The 22,402-nt window shown below is 52.1% G+C and carries 23 protein-coding genes and 1 tRNA gene; 11 read left to right on the plus strand and 13 right to left on the minus strand.

Annotated elements, in window-relative coordinates:
- The first annotated feature begins 14 nt into the window (after positions 1 to 14).
- A tRNA-Ala gene (locus IPH19_03405) sits at positions 15 to 90 on the plus strand.
- A gap of 37 nt (positions 91 to 127) precedes the next feature.
- Here the strand turns inward: IPH19_03405 and IPH19_03410 are convergent.
- From IPH19_03410 to rpsO, 12 genes are all read right to left on the minus strand, one after another.
- Positions 128 to 439 (minus strand): hypothetical protein, encoded by a 312-nt coding sequence (locus IPH19_03410; GenBank protein QQR60436.1) that lies wholly within the window; start codon positions 437 to 439, stop codon positions 128 to 130.
- 6 nt (positions 440 to 445) lie between these two features.
- Positions 446 to 922: an SRPBCC domain-containing protein gene (locus IPH19_03415; protein ID QQR60437.1), complete on the minus strand. Its 477-nt coding sequence runs from the start codon at positions 920 to 922 to the stop codon at positions 446 to 448.
- A 39-nt stretch (positions 923 to 961) separates the two neighbouring features.
- Positions 962 to 1,270, minus strand: coding sequence for an SRPBCC domain-containing protein (locus tag IPH19_03420; GenBank protein ID QQR60438.1), 309 nt, complete (start codon positions 1,268 to 1,270; stop codon positions 962 to 964).
- A gap of 104 nt (positions 1,271 to 1,374) precedes the next feature.
- Positions 1,375 to 1,728 (minus strand): winged helix-turn-helix transcriptional regulator, encoded by a 354-nt coding sequence (locus IPH19_03425; protein QQR60439.1) that lies wholly within the window; start codon positions 1,726 to 1,728, stop codon positions 1,375 to 1,377.
- A gap of 80 nt (positions 1,729 to 1,808) precedes the next feature.
- Positions 1,809 to 3,251 (minus strand): LysM peptidoglycan-binding domain-containing M23 family metallopeptidase, encoded by a 1,443-nt coding sequence (locus tag IPH19_03430; protein QQR60440.1) that lies wholly within the window; start codon positions 3,249 to 3,251, stop codon positions 1,809 to 1,811.
- A gap of 99 nt (positions 3,252 to 3,350) precedes the next feature.
- Entirely contained in the window at positions 3,351 to 4,868 is a 1,518-nt protein-coding gene (locus tag IPH19_03435) for a YifB family Mg chelatase-like AAA ATPase (GenBank protein QQR60441.1), read from the minus strand.
- A 31-nt stretch (positions 4,869 to 4,899) separates the two neighbouring features.
- Positions 4,900 to 5,355, minus strand: a complete 456-nt coding sequence (locus tag IPH19_03440) for a signal peptidase II (GenBank protein QQR60442.1) — start codon at positions 5,353 to 5,355, stop codon at positions 4,900 to 4,902.
- The gene (locus tag IPH19_03445; GenBank protein ID QQR60443.1) at positions 5,325 to 5,696 is read right to left on the minus strand and encodes a TraR/DksA C4-type zinc finger protein; all 372 of its coding nucleotides are present in this window, start codon (positions 5,694 to 5,696) and stop codon (positions 5,325 to 5,327) included. Before IPH19_03445 ends, IPH19_03440 begins: the two co-directional genes overlap by 31 nt.
- Before the next feature lie 755 nt (positions 5,697 to 6,451).
- Positions 6,452 to 7,603, minus strand: coding sequence for a hypothetical protein (locus tag IPH19_03450; GenBank protein ID QQR60444.1), 1,152 nt, complete (start codon positions 7,601 to 7,603; stop codon positions 6,452 to 6,454).
- A 77-nt stretch (positions 7,604 to 7,680) separates the two neighbouring features.
- Positions 7,681 to 9,849, minus strand: coding sequence for a polyribonucleotide nucleotidyltransferase (pnp, locus tag IPH19_03455; GenBank protein QQR61361.1), 2,169 nt, complete (start codon positions 9,847 to 9,849; stop codon positions 7,681 to 7,683).
- Positions 9,850 to 10,018: 169 nt separating this feature from the next.
- Entirely contained in the window at positions 10,019 to 10,636 is a 618-nt protein-coding gene (locus IPH19_03460; protein ID QQR60445.1) for an NYN domain-containing protein, read from the minus strand.
- Between the two features lie 194 nt (positions 10,637 to 10,830).
- Positions 10,831 to 11,091: a 30S ribosomal protein S15 gene (gene rpsO, locus IPH19_03465; GenBank protein ID QQR60446.1), complete on the minus strand. Its 261-nt coding sequence runs from the start codon at positions 11,089 to 11,091 to the stop codon at positions 10,831 to 10,833.
- A gap of 340 nt (positions 11,092 to 11,431) precedes the next feature.
- On the opposite strand from rpsO, the gene IPH19_03470 reads away from it, so the two are divergent.
- The 10 genes from IPH19_03470 (at position 11,432) to IPH19_03515 (ending at position 21,229) form a co-directional block, all read left to right on the plus strand.
- Entirely contained in the window at positions 11,432 to 11,980 is a 549-nt protein-coding gene (locus IPH19_03470) for a hypothetical protein (protein ID QQR60447.1), read from the plus strand.
- Positions 11,981 to 12,080: 100 nt separating this feature from the next.
- Positions 12,081 to 15,029, plus strand: a complete 2,949-nt coding sequence (locus IPH19_03475) for a class I tRNA ligase family protein (GenBank protein ID QQR60448.1) — start codon at positions 12,081 to 12,083, stop codon at positions 15,027 to 15,029.
- A complete protein-coding gene (locus IPH19_03480) occupies positions 15,026 to 15,892 on the plus strand; it encodes a UTP--glucose-1-phosphate uridylyltransferase (GenBank protein QQR60449.1) in 867 nt (288 codons plus the stop codon). The genes IPH19_03475 and IPH19_03480 overlap by 4 nt, the downstream gene beginning before the upstream one ends.
- 14 nt (positions 15,893 to 15,906) lie before the next feature.
- Positions 15,907 to 17,307 (plus strand): extracellular solute-binding protein, encoded by a 1,401-nt coding sequence (locus tag IPH19_03485; protein QQR60450.1) that lies wholly within the window; start codon positions 15,907 to 15,909, stop codon positions 17,305 to 17,307.
- Between the two features lie 17 nt (positions 17,308 to 17,324).
- Positions 17,325 to 18,125 carry a hypothetical protein gene (locus IPH19_03490; GenBank protein ID QQR60451.1) on the plus strand — a complete coding sequence of 267 codons (801 nt, stop codon included), beginning with the start codon at positions 17,325 to 17,327 and terminating at the stop codon, positions 18,123 to 18,125.
- 1 nt (position 18,126) lies between these two features.
- Positions 18,127 to 18,972, plus strand: a complete 846-nt coding sequence (locus IPH19_03495) for a hypothetical protein (GenBank protein QQR60452.1) — start codon at positions 18,127 to 18,129, stop codon at positions 18,970 to 18,972.
- 82 nt (positions 18,973 to 19,054) lie between these two features.
- Positions 19,055 to 19,678 carry a hypothetical protein gene (locus IPH19_03500; GenBank protein QQR60453.1) on the plus strand — a complete coding sequence of 208 codons (624 nt, stop codon included), beginning with the start codon at positions 19,055 to 19,057 and terminating at the stop codon, positions 19,676 to 19,678.
- 101 nt (positions 19,679 to 19,779) lie between these two features.
- A complete protein-coding gene (locus IPH19_03505) occupies positions 19,780 to 20,163 on the plus strand; it encodes a hypothetical protein (protein ID QQR60454.1) in 384 nt (127 codons plus the stop codon).
- Positions 20,164 to 20,195: 32 nt separating this feature from the next.
- A complete protein-coding gene (locus IPH19_03510; GenBank protein ID QQR60455.1) occupies positions 20,196 to 20,753 on the plus strand; it encodes a hypothetical protein in 558 nt (185 codons plus the stop codon).
- Between the two features lie 62 nt (positions 20,754 to 20,815).
- Positions 20,816 to 21,229, plus strand: a complete 414-nt coding sequence (locus IPH19_03515; GenBank protein QQR60456.1) for a hypothetical protein — start codon at positions 20,816 to 20,818, stop codon at positions 21,227 to 21,229.
- Between the two features lie 243 nt (positions 21,230 to 21,472).
- On the opposite strand, the gene IPH19_03520 is transcribed toward IPH19_03515, so the two are convergent.
- Positions 21,473 to 22,390: a hypothetical protein gene (locus IPH19_03520; GenBank protein ID QQR60457.1), complete on the minus strand. Its 918-nt coding sequence runs from the start codon at positions 22,388 to 22,390 to the stop codon at positions 21,473 to 21,475.
- Positions 22,391 to 22,402: the final 12 nt, after the last annotated feature.

Raw genomic sequence — 22,402 nt, forward strand, 5'->3', positions numbered from 1 at the left:
ACACTCGTTTCCTCGGGCCCTTAGCTCAGCTGGTAGAGCGCTTCCATGGCATGGAAGAGGTCAACGGTTCGATCCCGTTAGGGTCCACCACACAAAACTCCCACCGAAAGGTGGGAGTTTTGTTGTTTTAGTGTTTTGACATGGCTTCTTTTAGCTCTTCTTCGGAGGCTTCAGGGCCACTCAGAATTGGGATGTTTTGGTTTTTCCAATAGGGGAGCGTGTTCAATGTTTTTCGGGCGAGGCGAGTCGCAAGATCGAGGTCGACCGTAACGGGTAGTCCCGAGAAATAAGTGACGTTTTGTTTGAAGATTTCTTCTGGGCTTTTCACTTTTCCGTGCAGGATGTCATAGCCGCAGATCCAGCCATCTTTGGTTTTCAGACCGACGTCACCGGAATAGGAAACGCTGATCGGTAAGCCGCAGGTGATGCAGATGTCCATGGGACGCTACAGAATTGCCTCCATCTTATCGAGCGATTGCATCCAACCAGCGCTTGTTTGTTCCTGCATATCGCCCTCTGGCAGGCCTTCATGCGTAAGGGTCATTTTTGTCTTACCGTCCATATCTTCCAGCTTGATCGTCACAATACCTTCACCCCAGTCGCCACCGCTCATTCCGTAGGCTGATGCTGGGACGACATTTCCTTCTGCGTCTGAGAAGTTATCCGTGTAAACGAGTTTTTCCAGTGGAATAATTTCCTTCAATTCTCCGGTGGTCCAGAAATCGCCGATCTTACCGTCTGGTCCTGCGCCACGCATACACCAGTGATATTTACCTCCAACTTTGAAATCCATTTTGATAATAGGTGCCGTGAAATCCTTTGGACCCCACCATTTTTTGAGCATCTCGACATCGGTCCAGGCTTTCCAAACGAGTTCACGCGGGGCATCAAAAATGCGGGTTATGACGAGCGGTTTAGCCATATGTTTTTTGTTGCTAGGATCAAGAATTATTGAATGAGATTAGGAGCATTCCAAGTATTCTCCGAGGTGCTTAAGCATCAAGCCCCAGCCCTCGCGCTGTTGTTCTGCGCTGTTCTCGTCTTCCAGAGTGAGTGTAAGTGAGACCTTGGTTTTACCGCCTTCATCACTGAGAACAATCGTGACAGGTCGGCCATCTGCGATGGTGTAGACGATGCGTTCTGGCTCAACGAGCTCGTTGTAGACACCCTCAAAATCAAAGTCGTTTTTTCCATCAGGGGATTTGAAGCCGATTTTGAATTTTCCACCGTTGCGTGCATCGGACTCGGCATAAGGCGTAGTCCGATTCATCGGCGTGATGCCAATGAACCAGGTCTTTTGGATCGAGCATCGCCTTGTAGACGCGTTCGCGCGGAGCATGGATGACGCGTTCAATGAGAATGGTTTGGGGCATATTATTTTTTGCGAGAGGAGACGTAGTTCTTTTGTTCCTTAAGTAAATAAGCTTCTAATCGGTCAAAGCGATCATTCCAGATGCGTTCGTAGTCCTGGAGATGATGTGTTGCCTGCAGAATGGTTGTTGGTGCGAGCTGTACGACCTGCTGTTTGCCGCGACGATGCTTGAGAATAAGTTTGGCTTTCTCTAGTACGCCGAGATGCTTGGAAATTGCGGCAAATGTCAGGTCGTATGCTTTGGCGATCTCACCGATGGATAGCTCTTTTTTGGCGACTCGACGCAAAATATCCCGTCGCGTTGGATCGGCGAGAGAGCTGAAGATCGAGTCGAGTAGGAGAGCTTGTTCAACCATGTAGTTGAATGATAGTAAAGCGAGGAGATGACGTCATAGGTATAGAAAAACCCGCGTGAAGGCGGGTTTTTCTTGATCGATTAACGGATGTAGGGGAGCGGGTTCACGCGCTTGTTTGCGATGTAGATTTCGTAGTGCAAGTGCGTACCAGTTGAGCGGCCTGTTGTGCCGACCATGGCGATGACTTCTCCGCGCTTTACGGTGTCGCCGACCTTCACGTACATCTTTGAAGCGTGGGCGTAACGCGTTTTATTGCCGTTACCGTGATTGACGATGATCTGGAGACCGTAGCCGCCGCTATTCCAGCCAGCTGTTTCTACGACTCCGTCAGCCGAGGCGTAAATCGGATCGACGTAATCACCTTCAAGGTCGAGACCTGTGTGTTTCCAGCCGTAATATTGGTTAATGATGCGCTGCTTGGTTGGCCAGAGGAATTTCGTTTTTGCTTTTGAATCTTCCTCTTCGGCATCGGCTATGTCGGTTGGTTTCGTGCGTGAGTCCTGTTGGCCGGTCAGTTCCTGATAAACGTCGACAGCTTTGTTTGCGATACGGGCGATCGGTACATCGGGACGGATATTGTTGGCTGCTGGTTTGCGGATTGCGATCGGTGTGTTGATTTCCGGAGGTGTTCCATCAGGAATCATGATTTCTTCACCGATGGCGAGCGTTGCGCCTTCTGAAAGCTTGTTAAAGGCATTGATTTCTTCCTCGCTTGCATCGTATGTGCTGGCGATTTTCTTGAGGGTGTCGCCTTTCTTAATGGTATGAAGAACACCTGAAACCGGAGGGATCTTCAAGCTTGATCCTGGGCGAATGGTTGAGCGAACGGTTAAATTATTGGCCCAAAGAATGGTTCCAACGTTCACGCCAAAGCGTCGGGCGATCGTACTGATGGTGTCGCCGTCCTGAACGGAGTACTGCTCAGTTTTGGTGCGGGCAACGATGACTTCCGATGGCTCGCCCGGATGCTCGGATCCTGGTAAAGCGGCAATAGAGCCTGGGACGGTCAAATCGGCGATAGGTTCATCTCCAATGTCGCCGTAGTCAAAGTCGATCGAAGGAAGAGCTTCAATGGTTTCTGCGCCCAAATAGCGGGCGTCCTTGGCTGCTAATTCCGGATGGACGTCTTCCTCTACGAGGGTTTCACGGCCATCGCTAACGATGGAGTAGAGCAAGCTGCGCTGTCCCGCATCGAGGGCGGTGGCGCTCTTGGTTTGGAATTGGGTGGCAATGGTTACGATACCGACGCCGGCTACAACGATATGGAAGACGTAGCGGTTAGAGACAAAGACAAACGCGACACCACGCACGGAAGAAAAGATTTTTCCGAAGCGCAAACGCAGCACGGTGACCACGCGATAAGCGGGAAGAAAGAGGTAACGCGTTCCAATACGGCCAAGAGCCGTCGCGAATGGTTGAGCGGGCTTCCAAAGGCGTCCGATCAGGCGACGAAATGCAGACAACCCACGCAAGGTTGCGAGGGCAGTTTTGGCCAGGACGAGCTTTATTTTTTGTGTCAACACAGCTAAATAAAATCTTTACTGGAGTCTACGTACTTTAGCAGAATCGGGGGTGGGAGTCAATCAAGATGGCATGTTTTGAAATGAGCGGTTCGGAAGCTGTCAAGTGGATGGATCGTGGCGATAATTGAGTGATTCGGCGACGTGCAAAGAGCGGATTTTGTCTTCGCCGGCGAGGTCGGCGATGGTGCGGGAGACTTTGAGGAGTCGGAAGTAGGAACGGGCACTTAAACGATGAGCATCGACGGCATGACGGAGGAGGGTTTTGGCTTCCGGCTCGAGATCAATGTAACGACGGACATGATCAGAGCCTAGCTCGGCATTGGTTTTGCAGCCGATGGATTTCCAGCGGGCTGTTTGGAGGTCGCGGGCCGCCTGTACTCTGCTACGTACGCTTGCGCTGTCTTCTTGCGCGGCGATATCCGTGAGCTCGGTTGTTGGGACTTTGGGAACTTCAAGGAAGAGATCAATGCGATCTAGCAAGGGTCCGCTGAGTTTTTTCTGATAGCGGGAAAGCTGCATAGCCGAGCATGTGCAGGCACGATCAGGGTCGGTGGCGTAGCCGCAGGGGCAGGGGTTCATCGCTCCGACAAGGGCGACACGCGCCGGAAAAGAGAGCGTACCGTGGGCGCGGCTGACGGTGATCGTCCCATCCTCTAACGGTTGACGGAGGCTTTCTAATACAGCTCGAGGAAATTCCAGAAATTCATCAAGAAAAAGCACGCCTCGATGCGCGAGCGAGATTTCACCTGGTTTAGGAATGGAGCCGCCACCTACGAGTGAGGCAGTGCTCGCGGTGTGGTGCGGGGAACGAAAAGGCCGATTACAGATAATGCCGTCATTGGGTAAGAGTCCGGCTACGGAATGAATACGTGTTACTTCAAGCGCTTCTTCTACTGTTAAGCCTGGAAGAATGCCTGGAAATGCGCGGGCGAGCAGTGTTTTTCCAGAGCCGGGCGGGCCTTGCATGAGAATGTTGTGACCACCGGCTGCAGCGATTTCTAATGCGCGACGAGCCTGCGCCTGTCCGCGGATGGCTGAAAAATCAGGTCCTTGAAATGGGAGGCCGATGGAATCGGAAACATTTCTTGGTGGGGTGACGGGAAGGGTGTCTCCTTTGAGATGGTTTATAACTTCCGAGAGATATCGCGCGGAATAGACGTTTAGCCCATGAATTAAAGCGGCTTCATTCGCATTTTCTGATGGCAAGATTATTGAATGAAATCCGGAGCTTTTAGCGAGTATGGCAAAAGAGAGGGCACCGGAGATTGGACGGATTGAGCCATCGAGACCGAGCTCTCCTGCAAAAAGAATGCCTTTTAGCAGTTCTTCATTGAGCAATCCTTCTGCTGCAATGATCGAGATGGCGATGGGTAGATCAAAAGGTGTCCCGGTTTTACGTAAGTCGGCGGGAGCAAGATTAATTATGACTCGGGTGCGTGGGAAGCTTACGCCAGCGTGCTTGAGGGCGCTTTTGACTCGTTCGCGCGCTTCCTGCACGGCGGTGTCTGGTAAGCCGACGATAAGGAAAGCTCCCAATCCTGGTGAAATATCGGTTTCTGCTTGTACGGGATGAGCTTCAAGACCGAGGACAGATGCCGTGTGTATGAGCGAGGCCATATATACCCCGTTCCAGTTTTTTCTGAGATTGTCAAGCCTTAGGCTTCCAAAAAAGATAACGGATCAGTCCGAGAAGAATCGCGCCATCAGCAAGATTTACCGCGGATCGGCCCCAGAGGAGTAACCAGTCGCGGACAAAGCCAAGCGCTACACGATCGAACAAGTTTCCAATTACTCCACCAATGAAGATGCCTAGAAAAATAGCGTGTCGCGTGTCGCGTGCTGCGTGTCGCGTGAGTAGCTCGTAAATAGCCCAGATCAATGCTCCGATCGCGATAACGAGCATCAACCAATAGGGGACGGGGAGATTAAAACTGATGCCAAAATTCCGATGATCTGTAAAACGGATCAGGCCCAAAAGCCATGATCCGTTCATCAATGCTTCATTTGCAAACAGGGTCGACTTGAGCCATTGGTCGAGAACAAATGTAGAACCTGCGGCCAAGAGGGCGAAACCTAGATCTCTTGGGTGAGCGTTTTCTTGCATTCGATACAGGATGAAGAGGTCGGGCGGGCAATCAGGCGTTTTTCGTCGATTGGTTTGCCGCAGTATTTACAGATGCCGTATTTACCGGCTTCGATGGCTTTTAAGGCTTTGATGGTGTCGTTTAGTTCATCTTCCAACTTTTCACCAAGCGAGATTTCATCAGCGAGAGTGGTGACTTCCGAGGCATTGTCGTCATCGGAGTTGCCGCCAGATTCCGGGAAATCAGGGGTTTTTGGATTTTTTGAGTCTGGATGAAAACCCATTTCTTTTAAGTCTTGCTCAAGACGAGTCTTGGCCTCCATCAGCTGTGTTTTGATCTCCTCGAGAGTCGCGGCATTCATATGGGAACAGTCTAGCAAAAATAGAGAAAAACGTAAAGAAAAAGGCACTTTTATGAAACTTTATTAATAATCGTCAATTATTTTAGGAATTTTAAAAGGACCGCAGTGGCACCCTTAATGCATAAGCAATGTGGTGATGCGGTCCTTGGACCGTGATTCGCAGGTCGTTCCCGCGGCGTAAGGAGCTCGGAGAGCTCAACTTATTTGTCGCAGCAAGTCTGACACAGCATGTGGATCTCGGTCCGGAGACTACTCCCTCTACCTGGTCCTGGCAGAGCCCTAGATGCACCGAAGTGCAAAAAATTAAGGTTGCCGATAAAGGACATTTGATTTGGTTTTTGATTTCCATGAGCCACGAAGTGGCCGATGGACCAAGTGGAGGAATGGAATCGACATTCGTACGAGACGAAGGTCGGTCCTGAGGGTAGTTTGAAGGTGCGAGGTTTTAACTGACGCTGATGGGAGTGGTTACCCTGGTGATCATCCGCATTTGGCGGAATCCGTAAAAAGAAAGAGCGAAACCGGATCGCGACGAGGCGTTTAGCCTGGATGTGACGTTCCGGTAAAAGAACGGGAAAGAGAAGGTGCGAGACTCGCGGTGAGTCACTACTAGTATACCACAAAGGCGGAATAATTCTTGTGCTGGGGAAGAAATGTAAAATTTCTTATAAAAATGCAGCTTTTTTTGCTTGAATCGGGTTTGATTTTGGATGGGGATTTATCCTTCAAACTGTGTATTGCTTGTGGATAACCTATTATTCGAAGCAAATTGCGAGGCGGCCGTTCTGGGAGAAGGCTTGAAGACTCGGTAGAGAGATTCCGAGCATGTCGTGCAAGGCGTTTTTAGAGAGTCGGAGCCATGGATAGCCCATGCTGCAGGGCGCAACATTGCTTTGATCCAAGGTGGTGCTCGCGTTGGATACGAGAATGAACCGCGGAGAAAGATCGATCCATTGGCCGCGGTCATTTTGTCTGCGTCCAAACAGATCGGTGCTGGTTGAGGCGGTTGGGAGGAGGCGTTCGTAGGAGACGGTTCCGTCAGGGAGGGTGAGGGCGCGGCGTTCTGTTACGCCCATGAGTCCGAGGACGCGAGCGGCGAGCTCTTGATCGAGAGGATCGCTGAAGCCGATGTATCGACCTTCGATGAGACGGTCTTTATCAAGCCAGACGGCATAGCGTTCAATAGGCGGGAGGGGTTTCCATTGGCTGCGGTCGGGTAAATTGGCGGCATCAAGAAAAAGATCGCCGGGGAGCGTGTCCCAAGCAACTCGTCCGAGAGATAGGGCGATGTCACCGGCGGGTAGCGGCGTTGTTTGCGGGGGAAGGGTAAGATCGCTATCGAAACCACGTCCATTCCAGCGGAAAAGGATTTTGGTCGAGGTTGAGGCGACTTCCAAGCCGAGCCATTTCTCGATAGCTGAGCTCTCTACTTCCATGACTGGCTGCTTGGCGAGACCGCGCCAGGAGAGGGCGCTTGAGTAGCGGAAGGTCTTGGTTTCATTTCCGATTTCTCCATTTCTTGCGACGAGTCCGGCTGTGTATCGTTGATTGCTTTTACGATCGAGCCAACGAGGTTGTATGGTGAAAGCAGCGCCTGAAGTTGTGATACCGCAGATAATTGGCCAGTCGGAATCGCTGGAGAGAGCGTCTTGGCAGATGGCAGGGATTTTCTCTTGAAAAGCTGCAGGGAGCATCTGTTTGGATGCTTTAGGTGAAATGACGCCGATGATGGCTGTATCGATAGGGATCGGAATAGGTCTGGAAAGCAGGTACCACATGCCTCCAAAAAAGAGGGCGAGTCCGAGCAGGATACCGAGTGCCGAGAGATTCCAGAAATTCCAACGACGGCCATGGCCTTCTGCCATGATGATATTGCTTTCGCGATTCAGGATGATTTCTACGGACATGCAGTTGCGGAAAGGGTATCGGAAAACGGGCGGATATGGAAACCCCGCCGGTTTGGCGGGGTTTTTCTGCGGATGTTTTATTTACGAGGGCCTTTGCCATCGCGCAGCGGTTTATTGTCTTTTTCCGACGGGACGTAGTCTGGATCGAGGCGTTTCATTGAGAGATTGATGCGGCCTTGGCCATCGATTTCATACACGACGACTTTGACCGTGTCTCCGATGTTTACGACGTCTTCCACTTTTTCCGTGCGGCCTTGGGCGAGCTCGGAGATGTGTACGAGGCCATCGACTTTGGGGAGGATGTTTACGAATGCGCCAAATGGCATGATGCGGACAACCTCTCCTTCAAAAGTTTCACCAACGGCGACTTCACGTGTCAGTTCTTTGATCCACTCGACGGCGCGGCGCATGGAATCGGCGTTGTTGGATGTGACCATGACAAGACCGTCGTCCTCAATATCGATTTCTACTTTGAGGGCATCGATAATGCCGTTGATCATTTTGCCGCCTGGGCCGATGACATCGCGGATTTTGTCCGGATTGATGCGGAAGGACTCGATACGCGGGGCGAATGGCGACATTTCCGAGCGGGGAGCGGCGATCGCCTTTTTCATCTCATCGAGAATTTGGATACGTGCGGTTTTGGCGCGTTCAAGGGTTTCTGTCACGACATTCCAGGGGAGGCCGGACGTTTTTGTGTCGAGCTGAATAGCGGTAATGCCATTACGGGTTCCGGCGATTTTGAAATCCATGCCGCCGTTTCCATCTTCCAAATCCTGAAGGTCGGTGATGACTTGGTAGCGTCCGGCTTTTTCATCGGAAGCCATACCCATAGCGATACCAGCGACAGGTTCTTTGATCGGAACGCCAGCGTCGAGAAGAGCGAGGGTGGAGCCACAGGTTGCGCCCATTGAAGAAGATCCGTTGGAGCCGAGAACTTCTGATACAACGCGGACGGTGTATGGGAAGTCTTCTTTTGCCGGGAGAACCGGCATGATGGCGCGCTCGGCGAGGGCACCGTGACCGATTTCACGACGGCCAGGGCCGCGGCTGCCCTTGGTTTCTCCGACGGCGTAGCTTGGGAAATTGTAGTGGTGGAAGTAGCGCTTGGTACCTTGGAATTCCATGGTGTCGAGCGTCTGCTCCATGCCCGGGGAGCCGAGCGTTACGCTCGAGAGCACCTGGGTAGAACCGCGTTCAAACAAGCCGGATCCATGCGTGCGCGGAATCAAGCCGACGATAGCTCCGAGTGAGCGGATTTCATCGAGCGCGCGGCCATCGGCGCGGCGCTTTTCATCCAGGATCATTTTGGTGACTTCGGAATCGACGAATTCTTCCAAAATAGACTCGGCCTTTTTACGATCGTCCTTGGAGATGCCGAGCGCGCTCAAGTTTTCTGCGAGCTCTTTCTTTAAGCGAGCAACACCGGCTTTGCGGTCGGCTTTGGTTGCGAGCGGTTCAGAAAAGAGAATGCCGCGCTTGGTCTCAAGGAAAGTCCAAGCGTTCTTTTGAATTTCAGCGATGGCTGCTTTTTTGGCAGCGTCTTCTTCATTTTTTGGCTTGGTTGGATCGAGCTTGGTTTTTCCGACTTCCTTGGCAACTCTGTTGATCAAATCGATGACGGGGCTCAATTGCTCGCTGGCGATTTTCATCGCTTCAAGCATTTCGGATTCTGTGAGTTGGCTTGCGGCAGCTTCAACCATGATTGTCTTGTCCGAGGTACCGGCAACGACCAAGTCGAGATCGCCAAGATTGGTTTCTGCGTAGCTTGGCTGGACGATGAATTTTCCTTCTACGCGTCCGATGCGGACCGCGGCGATCGGGCCATGCCATGGGATGTCGGAGATGGCGAGTGCGCAGGCGGCACCGATTAAACCTGGGACGTCGGCGTCATTGGTTCCGTCATGGGAAAAGACGGTCGTGACGATGGCGACTTCATTGTAGAGATGATCCGGAAAGAGGGGGCGGACAGCGCGGTCGATGAGGCGGCCGGAAAGAATGGCTTCGTCGGTAGCGCGGCCTTCACGCTTGATGAAGCGCGAGCCTTTGATGCGGCCGGCGGCGTACATGCGCTCCTCGTAGTCGACCATGAGCGGGAAGTGGCTCATGTCTTCTTTGGCTTCACCGAGAACGGCGGTACATAAGACGACCGTGTCGCCGTAGCGGACGGTACAAGAGCCATTGGCTTGTTTGGCGAGCTGGCCGACGCCGATCGTGAGGTGCGCCCGGCCCAATCGATGGAGAATTCTTTGGCTGGTTTGATGGCCATAAATGAAAGAGGGTTTGGGTAGTTAGTGCGGCTGCGCGATCATGGAATTGATGAATCCCTTCAATGTGGGGATCGACAATTTCACGATACAAACGCGAGACTCTCTGTATCATAAAGTCTCGCGTTTGCCTAGTATTTTCAGGGTTTTAGTGCGTGATGCGGATTCTGGACGAGGCATTGTCTTCTGGAGGCGATTCACGGCGGGCGCCTTTGCGTCGCGATGGTTTTTCCGTCTCTTCTTTCTCTGCTTTTCGGCGGCCGCGATATCCGATGAGGAATCGATCCGGTTCCGAGGAAAGATCCATGAAAGCGTCGGCGACTTCACGCAGACGGGCATTGGTGGATTCGGCAAAAGCGGCGACCTCGCAGATGACGCCATGCGCTTTTAAATATTCGACGAGGGGCACAAAGTCGCCGTCGCCTGTCGCAAGAACAATGACATCGACTTTGCTGGCGATGGAGATGGCGTCGACAGCCATGCCGACGTCCCAGTCGGCTTTTTTAGCGCCGCTTGAAAATTCTTGGACATCTTTGATTTTGAGCTCGATGCCGCTGGATAGGAGGGCTTCAAAGAAAGCGGATTCATCACCACCCTTGGATTTGGCGACATAGGCGATGGCGCGGCTCATCATGCGCGAGCCGACAACGGCTTCTACAAGTGCAGAAAAAGAAACTTTGGAGTTAAAAACATGTTTGGCGCTGTGATACATGTTTTGCGTGTCGATAAAAACAGCGACACGCTGGTCTGGGCGTTGGATCATCATAAGGGCAGTGGTCAGTTTTCAGTGGTCAGTTGTTAGTGACCAGCAAAACCAAGAAAGGGAAGTAAAAAAGAGAAACGTCAGAAAAAGGCTGGGACTGACGTGTTAAATTAGCTGTAACACCAGTATATCAAAATATTGAGGCTCTGTAAAATTTGGCTTGGATAAAACAAAACGCCCCTTTCGGGGCGTTTATGTTAGACTTTGAGCTTGGCCATCAAATCGTCGTAGGCTTTGGCGTCCTCGCGCTTGAGGTATTTCATCAGGCGGCGGCGCTCGCCAACTTTCTTGATCAAACCACGGCGGGACGAGTTGTCCTTCTTGTGGCTCTTCAAGTGCTCCGTGAGCTCTTTGACCTCCTCGGTCAAAATGGCGATCTGGACTTGCGGGGAGCCGGTGTCGGTCGCATGGGTCTTAAATTTTTCAATAATCCGCTTCTTCTTGTCTGGGTTCAACATAGCTTGTCGGCGTCTTTCGGCCCCAAGCGATCCTTGCGAATCAACTTCGGGCCGGAAGGGCCGGGTTCACGTTTCCGTTAGCAAAGCCAACGGGACGCAGTAAGTTAGTGGTGAAAGGCTAGCAAACGAAGTAAAAAAAGTCAATAAAACGGCTCTTCTATTGACAAAATGTCATTTTTTAGGTATATTTCTTCGTTAGTTGTTCCTTATAACTTGGCCTTAATTTGTTGGAAGTGGTCCTAGGTAGCTGGTTGATGAGCGCGGATGGTCCGCGAGCGCAACGAGTATTTCTGACGGAACACGGTTCACGGCGCCAATGCTGTGACGGGAGGGTGTCACTATGGCACAGAAGAAGTTGGCGAGTCGCTCCGTGCGTAAGGAGGTGTCTGCAAAGGTGGAGGAGCCGAAAATTGTCGGCACGACCTTCACGGTCTTGGTTACTTACGCCAAGCTCCCCGGGATCGAAGCGCTGCACGAGAAGTTCCCGGGCAGGGAGGTCCCGCTCCTCTACGACGGTCGCACGTGGACCCGTCACGCGTCCTGCGCCACGATCGATGAAACCCCTGGCGAGCGCGAGTTCATCGTAGCGGATATCCCCGCTGAGTTCCGCAAGCAGCGGGTCTGCTCGATCGAGAATACGCTTGCCGAGTACTTGGATCGCCTCGGCTACCGGTACGCGATCGAGACGGAAGCCGTCGAGTTCGCCGACGCTCAGTCCGACGTCCTGCGCGAGAATTGGATCTTCGCTCTTGGCTCGTCGGCGTCCTATCGCGTCGACCGGCAGGTGGCTGAGCTGGACGCGCTTCCTGGCGGCAGCGTTCTGGGGGGCTATTATGTCGTCAACTTTGTGTACAGCGCTCGCTTGCTCCTCGTCCGCAAGTCCGCCTAAGGCTCACAGGTAAGATTTAACTCTCATTCGGCCCCTGATGTTACTGTCAGGGGTCGTTTGAATTTATTGAGAGAAAACAGTAAGGTTTAGTCCTATATATATGTCTAAACGTCCCGTTCACGAGATTGAAAAGAAATGGCAGGAGCGCTGGGAACAAGACGGCGTTTATCGAGCTGATGATACGGGTAAGGCCGAGAAGTTTTACGGGCTTATCGAGTTTCCGTACCCGTCCGGTGAGGGATTGCATGTAGGTCATCCGCGCTCCTATACGGCTATTGATGCAGTAACCAGAAAACAGCGAATGTTGGGCAAAAATGTTCTTTATCCGATTGGTTGGGATGCTTTTGGATTACCGACGGAAAATTTTGCCATCAAGAACAAGATCAAGCCGCAGGAGGCGACCAAGAAGAATATCGGTAACTTTACTCGCCAGCTGAAGTCGATTGGTTTTGGATTTGATTGGTCTCGCGAGGTCGATACAACGGATCCGAAATACTACAAATGGACACAGTGGCAGTTTTTGAAGTTTTTCAATTCTTTTTACGATGAGGTTGAGCAGCGTGCGCGTCCTATCGAGGAATTGCCGCCGCATTTGAATAAGGACGAACATCGCATGGCTTTCAAGATGGCATCGACTATCAACTGGTGCCCGCGCTGCAAGATCGGCTTGGCCAATGAAGAGGCCCAAGGGGGAGTTTGCGAGCGTTGCGGGAATCCGGTCGAGAAACGCGAGAAGGCGCAGTGGATGATTCGCATTACAAAATATGCGGAACGTCTCTTGAAAGATTTGGATACGGTCGACTACTTGGAGAAAATTAAAGCGCAGCAGATTAATTGGATTGGGAAGAGTGAAGGAGCGTATGTAGATTTTAATATTTCTGGCTCCAAAAATCCATTCGATAAGGTTACGGTGTTCACGACGCGCCCCGATACATTGTTTGGTGCGACGTATTTGGTGATGGCACCGGAGCATCCACTGGTTGCGACGTGGTTGAAGGAGGGGGATATAAAGAATCAAGATGAGGTTCAGGCATATCAATCAACAACGGCAGGCAAAAGCGAGATGGAGCGTACAGCAGAGGGCAAGGAAAAAACTGGATGTGTACTCAAGGGAATCGAGGCGGTGAACCCGGCAAATGGGGAGAAAATTTCCATTTGGATTTCCGATTATGTGTTGGCCGGATATGGAACCGGAGCGATCATGGCCGTGCCGGCGCATGATGAACGTGATCATGAGTTCGCTAAAAAGTTTGGATTGCCGATCAAGTATGTCGTAGCGCCTATCGTGGTTGATAAGGAAAATGCGCATCGTGAAGGAAAGAAGACTGTGACACGACCGACCGTTCACGCGGTTATTCGAAATCCAAGAACCGGTGAAATTCTTTGCATGCGCTGGAAGCATCGTCCGGTAACAACATTTGTGATTGGCGGAATGGAAGCGGGTGAGGATTTAATCGAGGCGGCAAAACGAGAAGTGAAAGAAGAGACCGGTTATACGGATTTGAAATTCGTCGGCGTTCTTGGCGGACCAATGCGTGCCGATTATTTTGCTGGGCACAAAGATGAAAATCGTATCGCTTATGTCACGGCTGTGATGTTTGACTTGGTAAGCGATGACAAGGGGGTTGTGCCATCGTCGGAAACAGATACGCATGAGCCGGTTTGGATCCCGCTCGACAAGATCTCAGCTGAGCCTTTGCCGCCATTGGAACGCGACTATCTCTTGCCGCGCATCAAGGATGAAAATGCTTCACTTTTTTCTGGTGAGGGAGAGGCGATCAACTCCGGTTTCCTCGATGGATTACCGACATGGAAGGCAAAAGATGACATGACTTCTTGGCTTAATGAACAGAAGAAAGGCCAGAAAGCGATAACCTACAAATTGCGTGATTGGGTGTTTTCTCGCCAGCGTTATTGGGGTGAGCCGATTCCGATCGTGATCTGTAAAAAGTGCGGCTATGTTCCGGTTCCAGAAAAAGAGCTGCCGTTGATGCTGCCGGATGTCGAGGCATATGAGCCGTCTGATTCTGGCGAGTCACCGCTTGCGGCTATTCGTGATTGGGTTGAGGTTGATTGTCCATCGTGCGGAGAAAAGGCTGAACGTGAAACCGATACGATGCCTAACTGGGCTGGTTCCAGTTGGTACTTTTTGCGCTATTGCGATCCGCATAATGATACGGAGTTCGCATCGGCAGAGAAGTTGAAATATTGGATGCCGGTGAATTTGTACAACGGCGGCATGGAGCATACGACGCTTCACCTGTTGTATTCCCGATTCTGGTACAAGTTTTTGTGGGATTTGAGAGTTATTCCGGAAGAGTGTGGAAGCGAGCCGTATGCCAAGCGTCGATCGCATGGACTGATTCTTGCGCAAGGCGGGGAGAAGATGTCCAAGTCCAAAGGGAATGTGGTGAATCCGGATGATGTTGTCGGTGAATACGGCGCCGATGTGTTCCGTGTGTACGAAATGTTCATGGGGCCTTTTGATCAGCCGGTACCTTGGGATACGAATGGTATTGAAGGCGTACGTAAATTCCTCGAGAAAGTCTGGGGTTTATTGGTTGAGGGTAAATCTATCGAGGCGAGTGATGAGCTAGAAACGATTTATCATCAGAGTGTAAAGAAAGTCACCGATGGAATCGATCAATTGCATTTCAACACCTGTGTTTCGCAGATGATGATTTTGACGAATGCTTTTGCGGATGCGGGCGGTGTACCGGTATCGATGAAGCATGGCTATCTGCAGATCCTCGCTCCGTTTGCGCCGCATATGACGGAGGAGCTTTGGTCGATTATGGGGGAGAAGGGATCGATTCATCGATCTGGTTGGCCGGCTTATGATTCTTCCAAATTAACGGCTGCTACTTTTGAACTTGTTGTTCAAGTGAATGGTAAGGTGCGCGGTAAGATCATCGTTGATTCATCTATTGATGAAGCTGGAGCCAAGGCTGCGGCATTATCGGATGAGAATGTGAAGAAGTATTTGGAAGGTAAAGAACCTAAGCAGGTGAGATATATTGCCGGTAAATTGTTAAGTATTGTTGTATGAAGCCGGTAAGAAAAGTCGTGATTCCGGTGGCAGGCTTTGGCACGCGGTTTTTGCCGGCGACCAAGGCGATGCCCAAGGAAATGTTGCCGATTATCGATAAGCCGGTGATTCAATATATTGTTGAAGAAGCGGTAGCATCAGGAATTACCGATGTTATTTTGGTGACAAGCCATACCAAGCGCCCTGTCGAGGATCACTTTGATGAGAGCCCGATGCTGGAGAGTTGGCTTACGAGTCAGGGTAAGCAGCGCGCATTGGAGGAGATCAAAGAGATTTCTAAGCTTGCGAATTTTGTGTACGTGCGTCAGAAAGGCCCGTATGGAAATGCGACGCCGATCATGAATGCACGGCATGTGATCGGAGATGAGCCGTTTGCCGTATTGTTTGGTGATGATGTATTTGATTCTGAGCGTCCGCGCTTGCGACAATTGCTGGATGTTTACGAAAAGTATGGCGATCCAGTGTTAACGGCGATCAAAACGGATGATGAAGGAACAAAGAAGTATGGAGTGATTGATCCAGGCTCGAATGTCGGAGAACGTGTTTGTCAGATTAAGGGGGTGGTTGAGAAGCCAGGGCCTGAAAAGGCGCCATCGAGACTGGCGAGTGTTGGCGGATATATTCTGACGCCGGATATCTTTGAGCAGATCGAGCAATTGAAGCCTGGCGTTGGGGGAGAGTATGTTTTATTGGATGCGATCTCGCTTCTTATGAAAAAACGGGCGGTGTATGCGTGTGAAATCGAGGGAGAATATCATGATACAGGTACCAAGATCGGATGGTTGAAAGCCAATTTGGCCTATGCGCTGAAACGTGATGATTTAGGCAAAGAGACGCGCGACATGCTAAAATCGATTCGTTAACGCGAATCGATTTTATGAATCACAAAATCAAAAAGCTCATTGCCGTCGTGGCGCTTGTCGCTCTTTCCGGCCAAGGCTGCACCAGAGCGCCTTCTGCCGATGCTGTCCGCGCGTCACAGCCAGTGACTTTGAAGGTCTGGGGAGTTGTTGATGATGTTGATGTCTATCAGGATTTGCTGGCGGCTTATCGTGTGACGCATCCGAATGTTCAGGTCGAGTATCGCCGTTTTCGCTTGGAAGAATATAAAGATCAATTGTTGAATGCCCTAGCAGAGGATCGCGGACCTGATGTCTTTTTGATTCATAACACATGGACGAGCGAGTATCTGACAAAGATTGTTCCGATGCCGCGCACCACGAGAACCGCCTATCGCACCGTTACGGGAACTATTAAGAAGGAGCTGACATGGGAATTGCGTACAGAGCCGACGCTCGCGCTTATCGATTTCAAGAATCAGTACGCCGATGTCGTTCAGCATGATTTACTGCGTACGATTGATGTTTCCACGGATACCAACGTGAAGGACTTTCAAGAGAAGATCATGGGCGTACCAGTTGGTGTTGATACGATGGCTCTCTACTACAATAAGGATTTGTTGAATGCGGCCGGTATTCCGACGCCGCCGGAGAACTGGGCCCAATTTTCTGATCAGGTGAAGCGATTGACCAAGCTCGACAGCCAGGGAAATGTTACGCAATCGGCGGCGGGTATTGGTACAGCAAACAATGTCGAGCGGGCAACCGACTTGGTGTCTTTGCTCATGATCCAGAATGGTCAGACGATGGAGGATGATGCGGGCTATCCGATTTTCCATAAGATTCCTGCGGCATTGAGCCGTGATAATCCGCCTTCCTTTCAAGCGCTGGAGTTTTATACGGACTTCGCTAACCCTAATAAGGACGTTTATACCTGGAATGACACGATGCCTAACTCGCTTGAGGCATTTGTATCTGGTCGCGCTGCATTCTTCTTTGGCTACGCGTATCAATATGACTTGATCCGTGCACGGGCTCCAAAGATCAATCTTGGTTTGGCTAAAGCTCCTCAGATTGAAGGTAATCCGCAGAAAAATTACGCCAATTATTGGAACTGGGTGGTTGCCAAGAAATCGACGAATCAGGATTTGGCTTGGAATTTCTTGATGCAGCTCACCCAGCCAGATGTTTTGCAAAAAGTTTTGGATAAGGCCAAGCGTCCGAGTGCGCGTAAGTCTTTGCTGACGGCGCAGCTGCAGGATGAGCGTGTTGGCGTGTTTGCGGCGCAGGTTTTGACGGCCACGAGCTGGTATCGCGGTAAGGATTCTGCGGCGATGGAACGATCATTCCGCGAGATGATCACGTCCGTAGTGAATGGTGTGACCGCTCTGAAGGCCGTACGGTTTGCCGCAGACCAAATCGCGTTAACGATTCAGTAAGTGGTATGATGGGGACTATGAACAGTAAGCAAAGAACAAAGAGTATCTGGTCGGTGCTTGCCCTCCTGCTCTCTGTTTTCTTGTTCTCCGTTCCTTCCGGCGTGCTTGCTATTGAATGCCCGCCACAAGCGTCTGACTTGAACTCAGCGCAAATTGCGGCTTTTGGCGATCTCACGCTGATGAGTTGTCAGAATTTATCAGCTGAAGTATCTGGGCCTGATCGGTCGCGGCGCTGTGTTTCCGGCGCTTGTCCCGGCGGAACTGATACGATGTGCTGCATGCCAGGCACGGGTGCCTCGCGCGGATTGGGCGGGGAGGAACCGTCAGCACCAGCTGGTGGAGGCGGTGGTGGGGGTGTGCTCCGACTTCAGCTGCCGGCGTGCGTCGCGGATGGAAATTGCGGATTGGATGACATTGTTGAGACGGGTGTGAACTTTGCCAACTTCTTGTTTGGTATTTCCGGCGCGATTTTTCTTGCGATCTTTGTTTACGCCGGATTCAAGTATATTTTCTTTGCTTCTCAATCGAGCGAGGTTTCGGCAGCCAAAGGCATGCTCGTGAATGCAACGATTGGTATTATCTTGATGTTTGGTGCAAGCGCGCTTGTGACAACCGTTTACAACGCATTCCGCGCCGGTGGTTCCGGTGGGGATGCCCGCTGTACCGCGTCGTTTCCCGCAAATTCTTGTCAGCCGCTTTCTGCTAACTGGGAAGATGTGACGGCTCGCAACGCGGAAATCCGTGACAGAAGCTGTCAGCCGGGATTGTGCGGGGATGATAATCGTTTGGTCTGTTGTCCGACGGAAGCTGCTCGCTAATATGACTCGATTACACTCTCTTTCCCAGCTTATCAAGATTCTATCGATGGCGATCGTATTATTACTTGTTTTTCCGACAAATTCTTTTGCTGCAATTGGGGCCGCTTGCGATGTAAGCGGTGAATGTGGTGCGGGAGAAAATTGTGATAATGAAGCGGGTGGCTCGAGAACCTGTCGGCTGCCCATCGGAGCAGCTTGTACATCAAGTGCACAGTGTAGATTGGAAAGTCCTTGTACAGCAGGTACGTGTACACCCTCATCAGGTGCCCCTCCCTCGGCCCCTGTTCCAGCACCGTCCGCTGGAGGAAGTTGTCCATGCACATGTACGATTCAAACGGGTACCGGCCCGCAAAGTGTTTCTATTAGCGGAGGGATAACCGGCGTAGGTACTCCGACCGGTCCGGCGACGCGTGCGGAAGCGCAGACGGCTTGTCAGACAGCGTGTCAGGCACAGGCAGCAACGAGGACTGGAACGCTAACGACCGCGGCGCTTGAGGGGTGTCCGGCCTCTTTGTTTGGAGCGGGCGGAGCCGGTACCGGTGCGTCAGGGACGGGAGACGGCTCAGGGAGTGGGGATGCCGGCTCCATTGCTCTGTATAATCCTCTGGACGCCGAGGTCGGCGTTGCGGAATTTATTAGCCGTGGTTTGCGCGGGGTTATTGGTTTTGTGGGTGCGCTCGCCTTGCTCATGTTTGTGTACGGCGGTGTGATGTGGATGACGGCGGGGGATAGCAAGCGTATCGATACCGCCAAGGAGATTTTGAAAAACTCGACCATTGGGCTTGTGCTGATCTTTTTCTCGTATAGCATCGTTTCCGTTGTCTTCAGTCTTTTGGGGAGCTCGTAATATGACTATCGTATCGCGTAAGCCGCAACTTGCTAGTCTATGGATGGTCGGTGTATTTCTTTTTTCGTTTTTGGTATCTGCGATGCCGACGAGCGTATCCGCGCAGCCATTTTGCTGGTGTAAAATTGCAGATGGAACGTGTTCACAGCACGGAGCGCGTGTTGGCGAATCGCCGCGTCAGGTGACGCAGTGCGGTGATGCTCCTGCAGGAGCATCTGATACGGATCGACTTACGTACTGTAATACGTATTGTTCGAGCCGCGGTTGGCGTGCCGTTCACTGTGAGACGGGGTATAATAATTATTATCAATCGGATAGCACTCCTGATGAGGCAAATCGCTGTACGCCTCGCGAGGCACCGGCTCCGGCCGATTCTGGGAGCGTAGAGACGCCCGGTATGGGCGATGGCGGAGAAGATCGCACAAGTCCCAGCGACTTTGGTTTGCGTAATCCTATCGGTTCCACGGATTTGCGCGTGATTATTAGTCGGCTTATCCGCGCGGTCCTTGGTATTGTCGGCGCGCTTTTTCTTGTGATGTTTGTGTATGGCGGAGTGCTTTGGATGACGGCTGGGGAGAGTAAGCGGATTGATTCTGCCAAGAAAACATTGATCAATGCGGTCGTCGGAATGATCATTGTCGCCTTTTCGTACTCGATGGTTTCTTTGGTGTTTAACCTCGCTGGACAGGTTGCGGGCGGCGCGTAAGTCCTTGTGGTATACTTCCCTCGTCGTTCCGCGCGTTAATTGCAGAACGAAGACATATCTTTGACTATGAGAAAGGAGGTGACATACGCATGACTTTACGTATGAAAAAGCTTGTTGGTTTTGCCGCTACGGCCGGTATTCTTGCCGCCACAGCGCTGCCAGCTGTCACCTTTGCTCAGGGGGGTTTGAATGCCAACGATCTTGGTGTTGGAGCCATCCAAAACGATATTAAGCTCGGTTCCGGCGACGTTCGCCAGACTGCAGCTCGTATCATCAACGTTGCTCTCGGTTTCCTCGGTATCATTGCCGTGGTAATTGTGCTCGTCGGTGGTTTCAAATATATGATCTCGGGTGGTAACGAAGAGAAGACATCGGAAGCCAAGAACTTGATCGTGTCCGGTATTATCGGTCTCGCCATCATTCTCTCGGCTTGGGCAATCACGAGTTTCGTGATCGGCCAGCTTCTCACCGCAACCTCTGAATAATCTTGCACCGGCATAGCGCCGGTACTCACTACATGTCTCGTCACTCATTCATTACCGCTTGTCTCACCGCATCACTCGTGTTGATGCCGGTTATGGCATCGGCGCAACTCACGGCGGATAACACCGGACTTTCCGGCGCGGCTGCCGGAACGGGCTTGTCTACTTCTTGTGAAGGGACGGAGTGTTTGCTCTCGATCATCGGGAACGTGATCAACCTCGTGCTCGGTTTCCTCGGTGTCGTTCTCTTGGTCATGCTGCTCTATGCCGGCTTTCTCTGGATGACTTCTGGAGGAGACACAAAGGGCGTGCAGGCGGCCAAGACCATGATTACCAATGCCGTTGCCGGCGTGGTCATCGTCGCCATTTCCTACGCTCTCACCGCTTTTGTTCTTGGCCAGTTGGCTACGATTACGGGCGATGCGGGAGGTGCAGGCAGTGAAGCACCTGGTGCGGGAGGGAGAGGAGCGGCTTGTTCTGCTCCAGCCGACTGTCCCGAGGTTACATGTCCTGCTGGCGGCAGTTCTCCGGTCGGACCTCATGAGGGCAGGTGTGTTCTTGGTGAATGCAGTGCTTACGTCTGCTCGCCGTAATGACCGGACGTGTATCGAGTATCGGTGCTGTGCCTTGTAAGACTTAATTCCCAGATTGATCTATGAACTTGAAAAAGCTTTATTACGCCGCCGGAGCCGGTCTGAGCGTGATGGCGGGTTCCATCCCGTTTATCGCTCAGGCTCAACCCGGTCGCAACCCGTTTGATCCAAGTGGAACTGCGGCGCAAAATGTTGGTAAGATAGGTACTCAGATTGGACAAACAGGTGACCAGTCAACAAGATTGCCAATCATTATTGGCAATATCATCAACGTTGTTCTTGGATTCATGGGCATCGTGCTCTTGTTCTATTTACTCTACGGCGGATTCCTTTGGATGACTTCCGGAGGTGATTCCAAGGGTGTTGATGCAGCCAAGACGATGATTCGCAACGCTATTATCGGTCTTGTCATCATTGTTTCTTCCTACGCGATTTCCAGCTTTGTGCTTGCACAGCTGTTGATCGTTACATCGTAATTTTGCTGGCCCCCAAACACATAGCCCGCTACTGCGGGTTTTGTGTTTTCTTGTCATTCCTGCGGTGGTAGGAGTCCATCTGACTAAGGTTACGAATCGTCCGACCTCTAGCTGGATCCCAGCGTTCGTTGGGATGACAATGAAGTTATGAGATATCGAAAACGACCGTCGGAGCTTCTCTTGCGAGATGCTCACGACGGTCGTGATCAGAGTAGGGGCACATGGCAATGTGCCCAAGTTGCGTCAGGGCGTTCCGGCCTGTCCGCAGTCGCCATTGGTGATCTGCCACTGCAGACCGCCAGCCATGTGGAATGGGTGAGTGCCGCGATATGCGGGAGCAGAGGCGAGCCGTCCACCTGCTGTGCGGTAGCAGAAGTAGGTGATCTCGTGACGGGGACGATCCGCGCCGTCGACGAGCGGGATGCTCATCGAAGTCGGAGACATGGGGCCCGCGCGCCGCGGGATCGCGGGCATCGCGCACATGCCGGACGTGTCGCTCACCATGAGGGGCGTTCCACCTGCAAAGGTGTGGACGACACGGCCATCGATCGCGATGGCGACATCGAAGATGGAGTTGTTCTGGACCAAGTAGTCCATGCCGTCCATCGTGTATGCTCCCCACGGCTCGGAGCCGGTGGAGAAGGCCATTGTGGAGGTCAGCATGCCCGAGGTGAGCATGCCGGCACCGTCGACGCCGTCGCACATCTGGAGAACGCCAGGCATGCCGGTCGACGTCGTTCCGATGGGCGTCATGAGCGGGGCGCCCACGATGGGTGCGACGGGAGCGGATGCCACGACCGGAGCCGTGTCACCACCGCTGGTCTCGGAAGCGGGCTCGCGGCCGGCCATGAGGTCGGCGCGATCACGCTCGAGACGAGCGTTCTCCTCTTCCGCTTCCGTGGCACGTGCCTCGGCGCGGTCGAGACGCTCCATGATGGAGCGCATGTCGACGCTGCCGCCGCAGCCGATGAGGGTGAAGCAGGCGAGCGCGAACACGAACGAGAGGTGCTTGATCATCTGGGCCTCGTAGGGTTTTGGGTTGTTGTTTTGAGGAACGTTGGTCGTCTCAGGTTTGAGACTTCCCTCCAAGTCATGAAGCTTGTTCATGATCATGTTCATGAATCGGAGGGAAGGAGCTCCAGGTGTAATCCCGGAGCTCACTTGCCAGAGTGA

The organism is Candidatus Uhrbacteria bacterium (genome assembly GCA_016699205.1).
Classification (GTDB): domain Bacteria; phylum Patescibacteriota; class Patescibacteriia; order 2-12-FULL-60-25; family 2-12-FULL-60-25; genus CAIXDN01.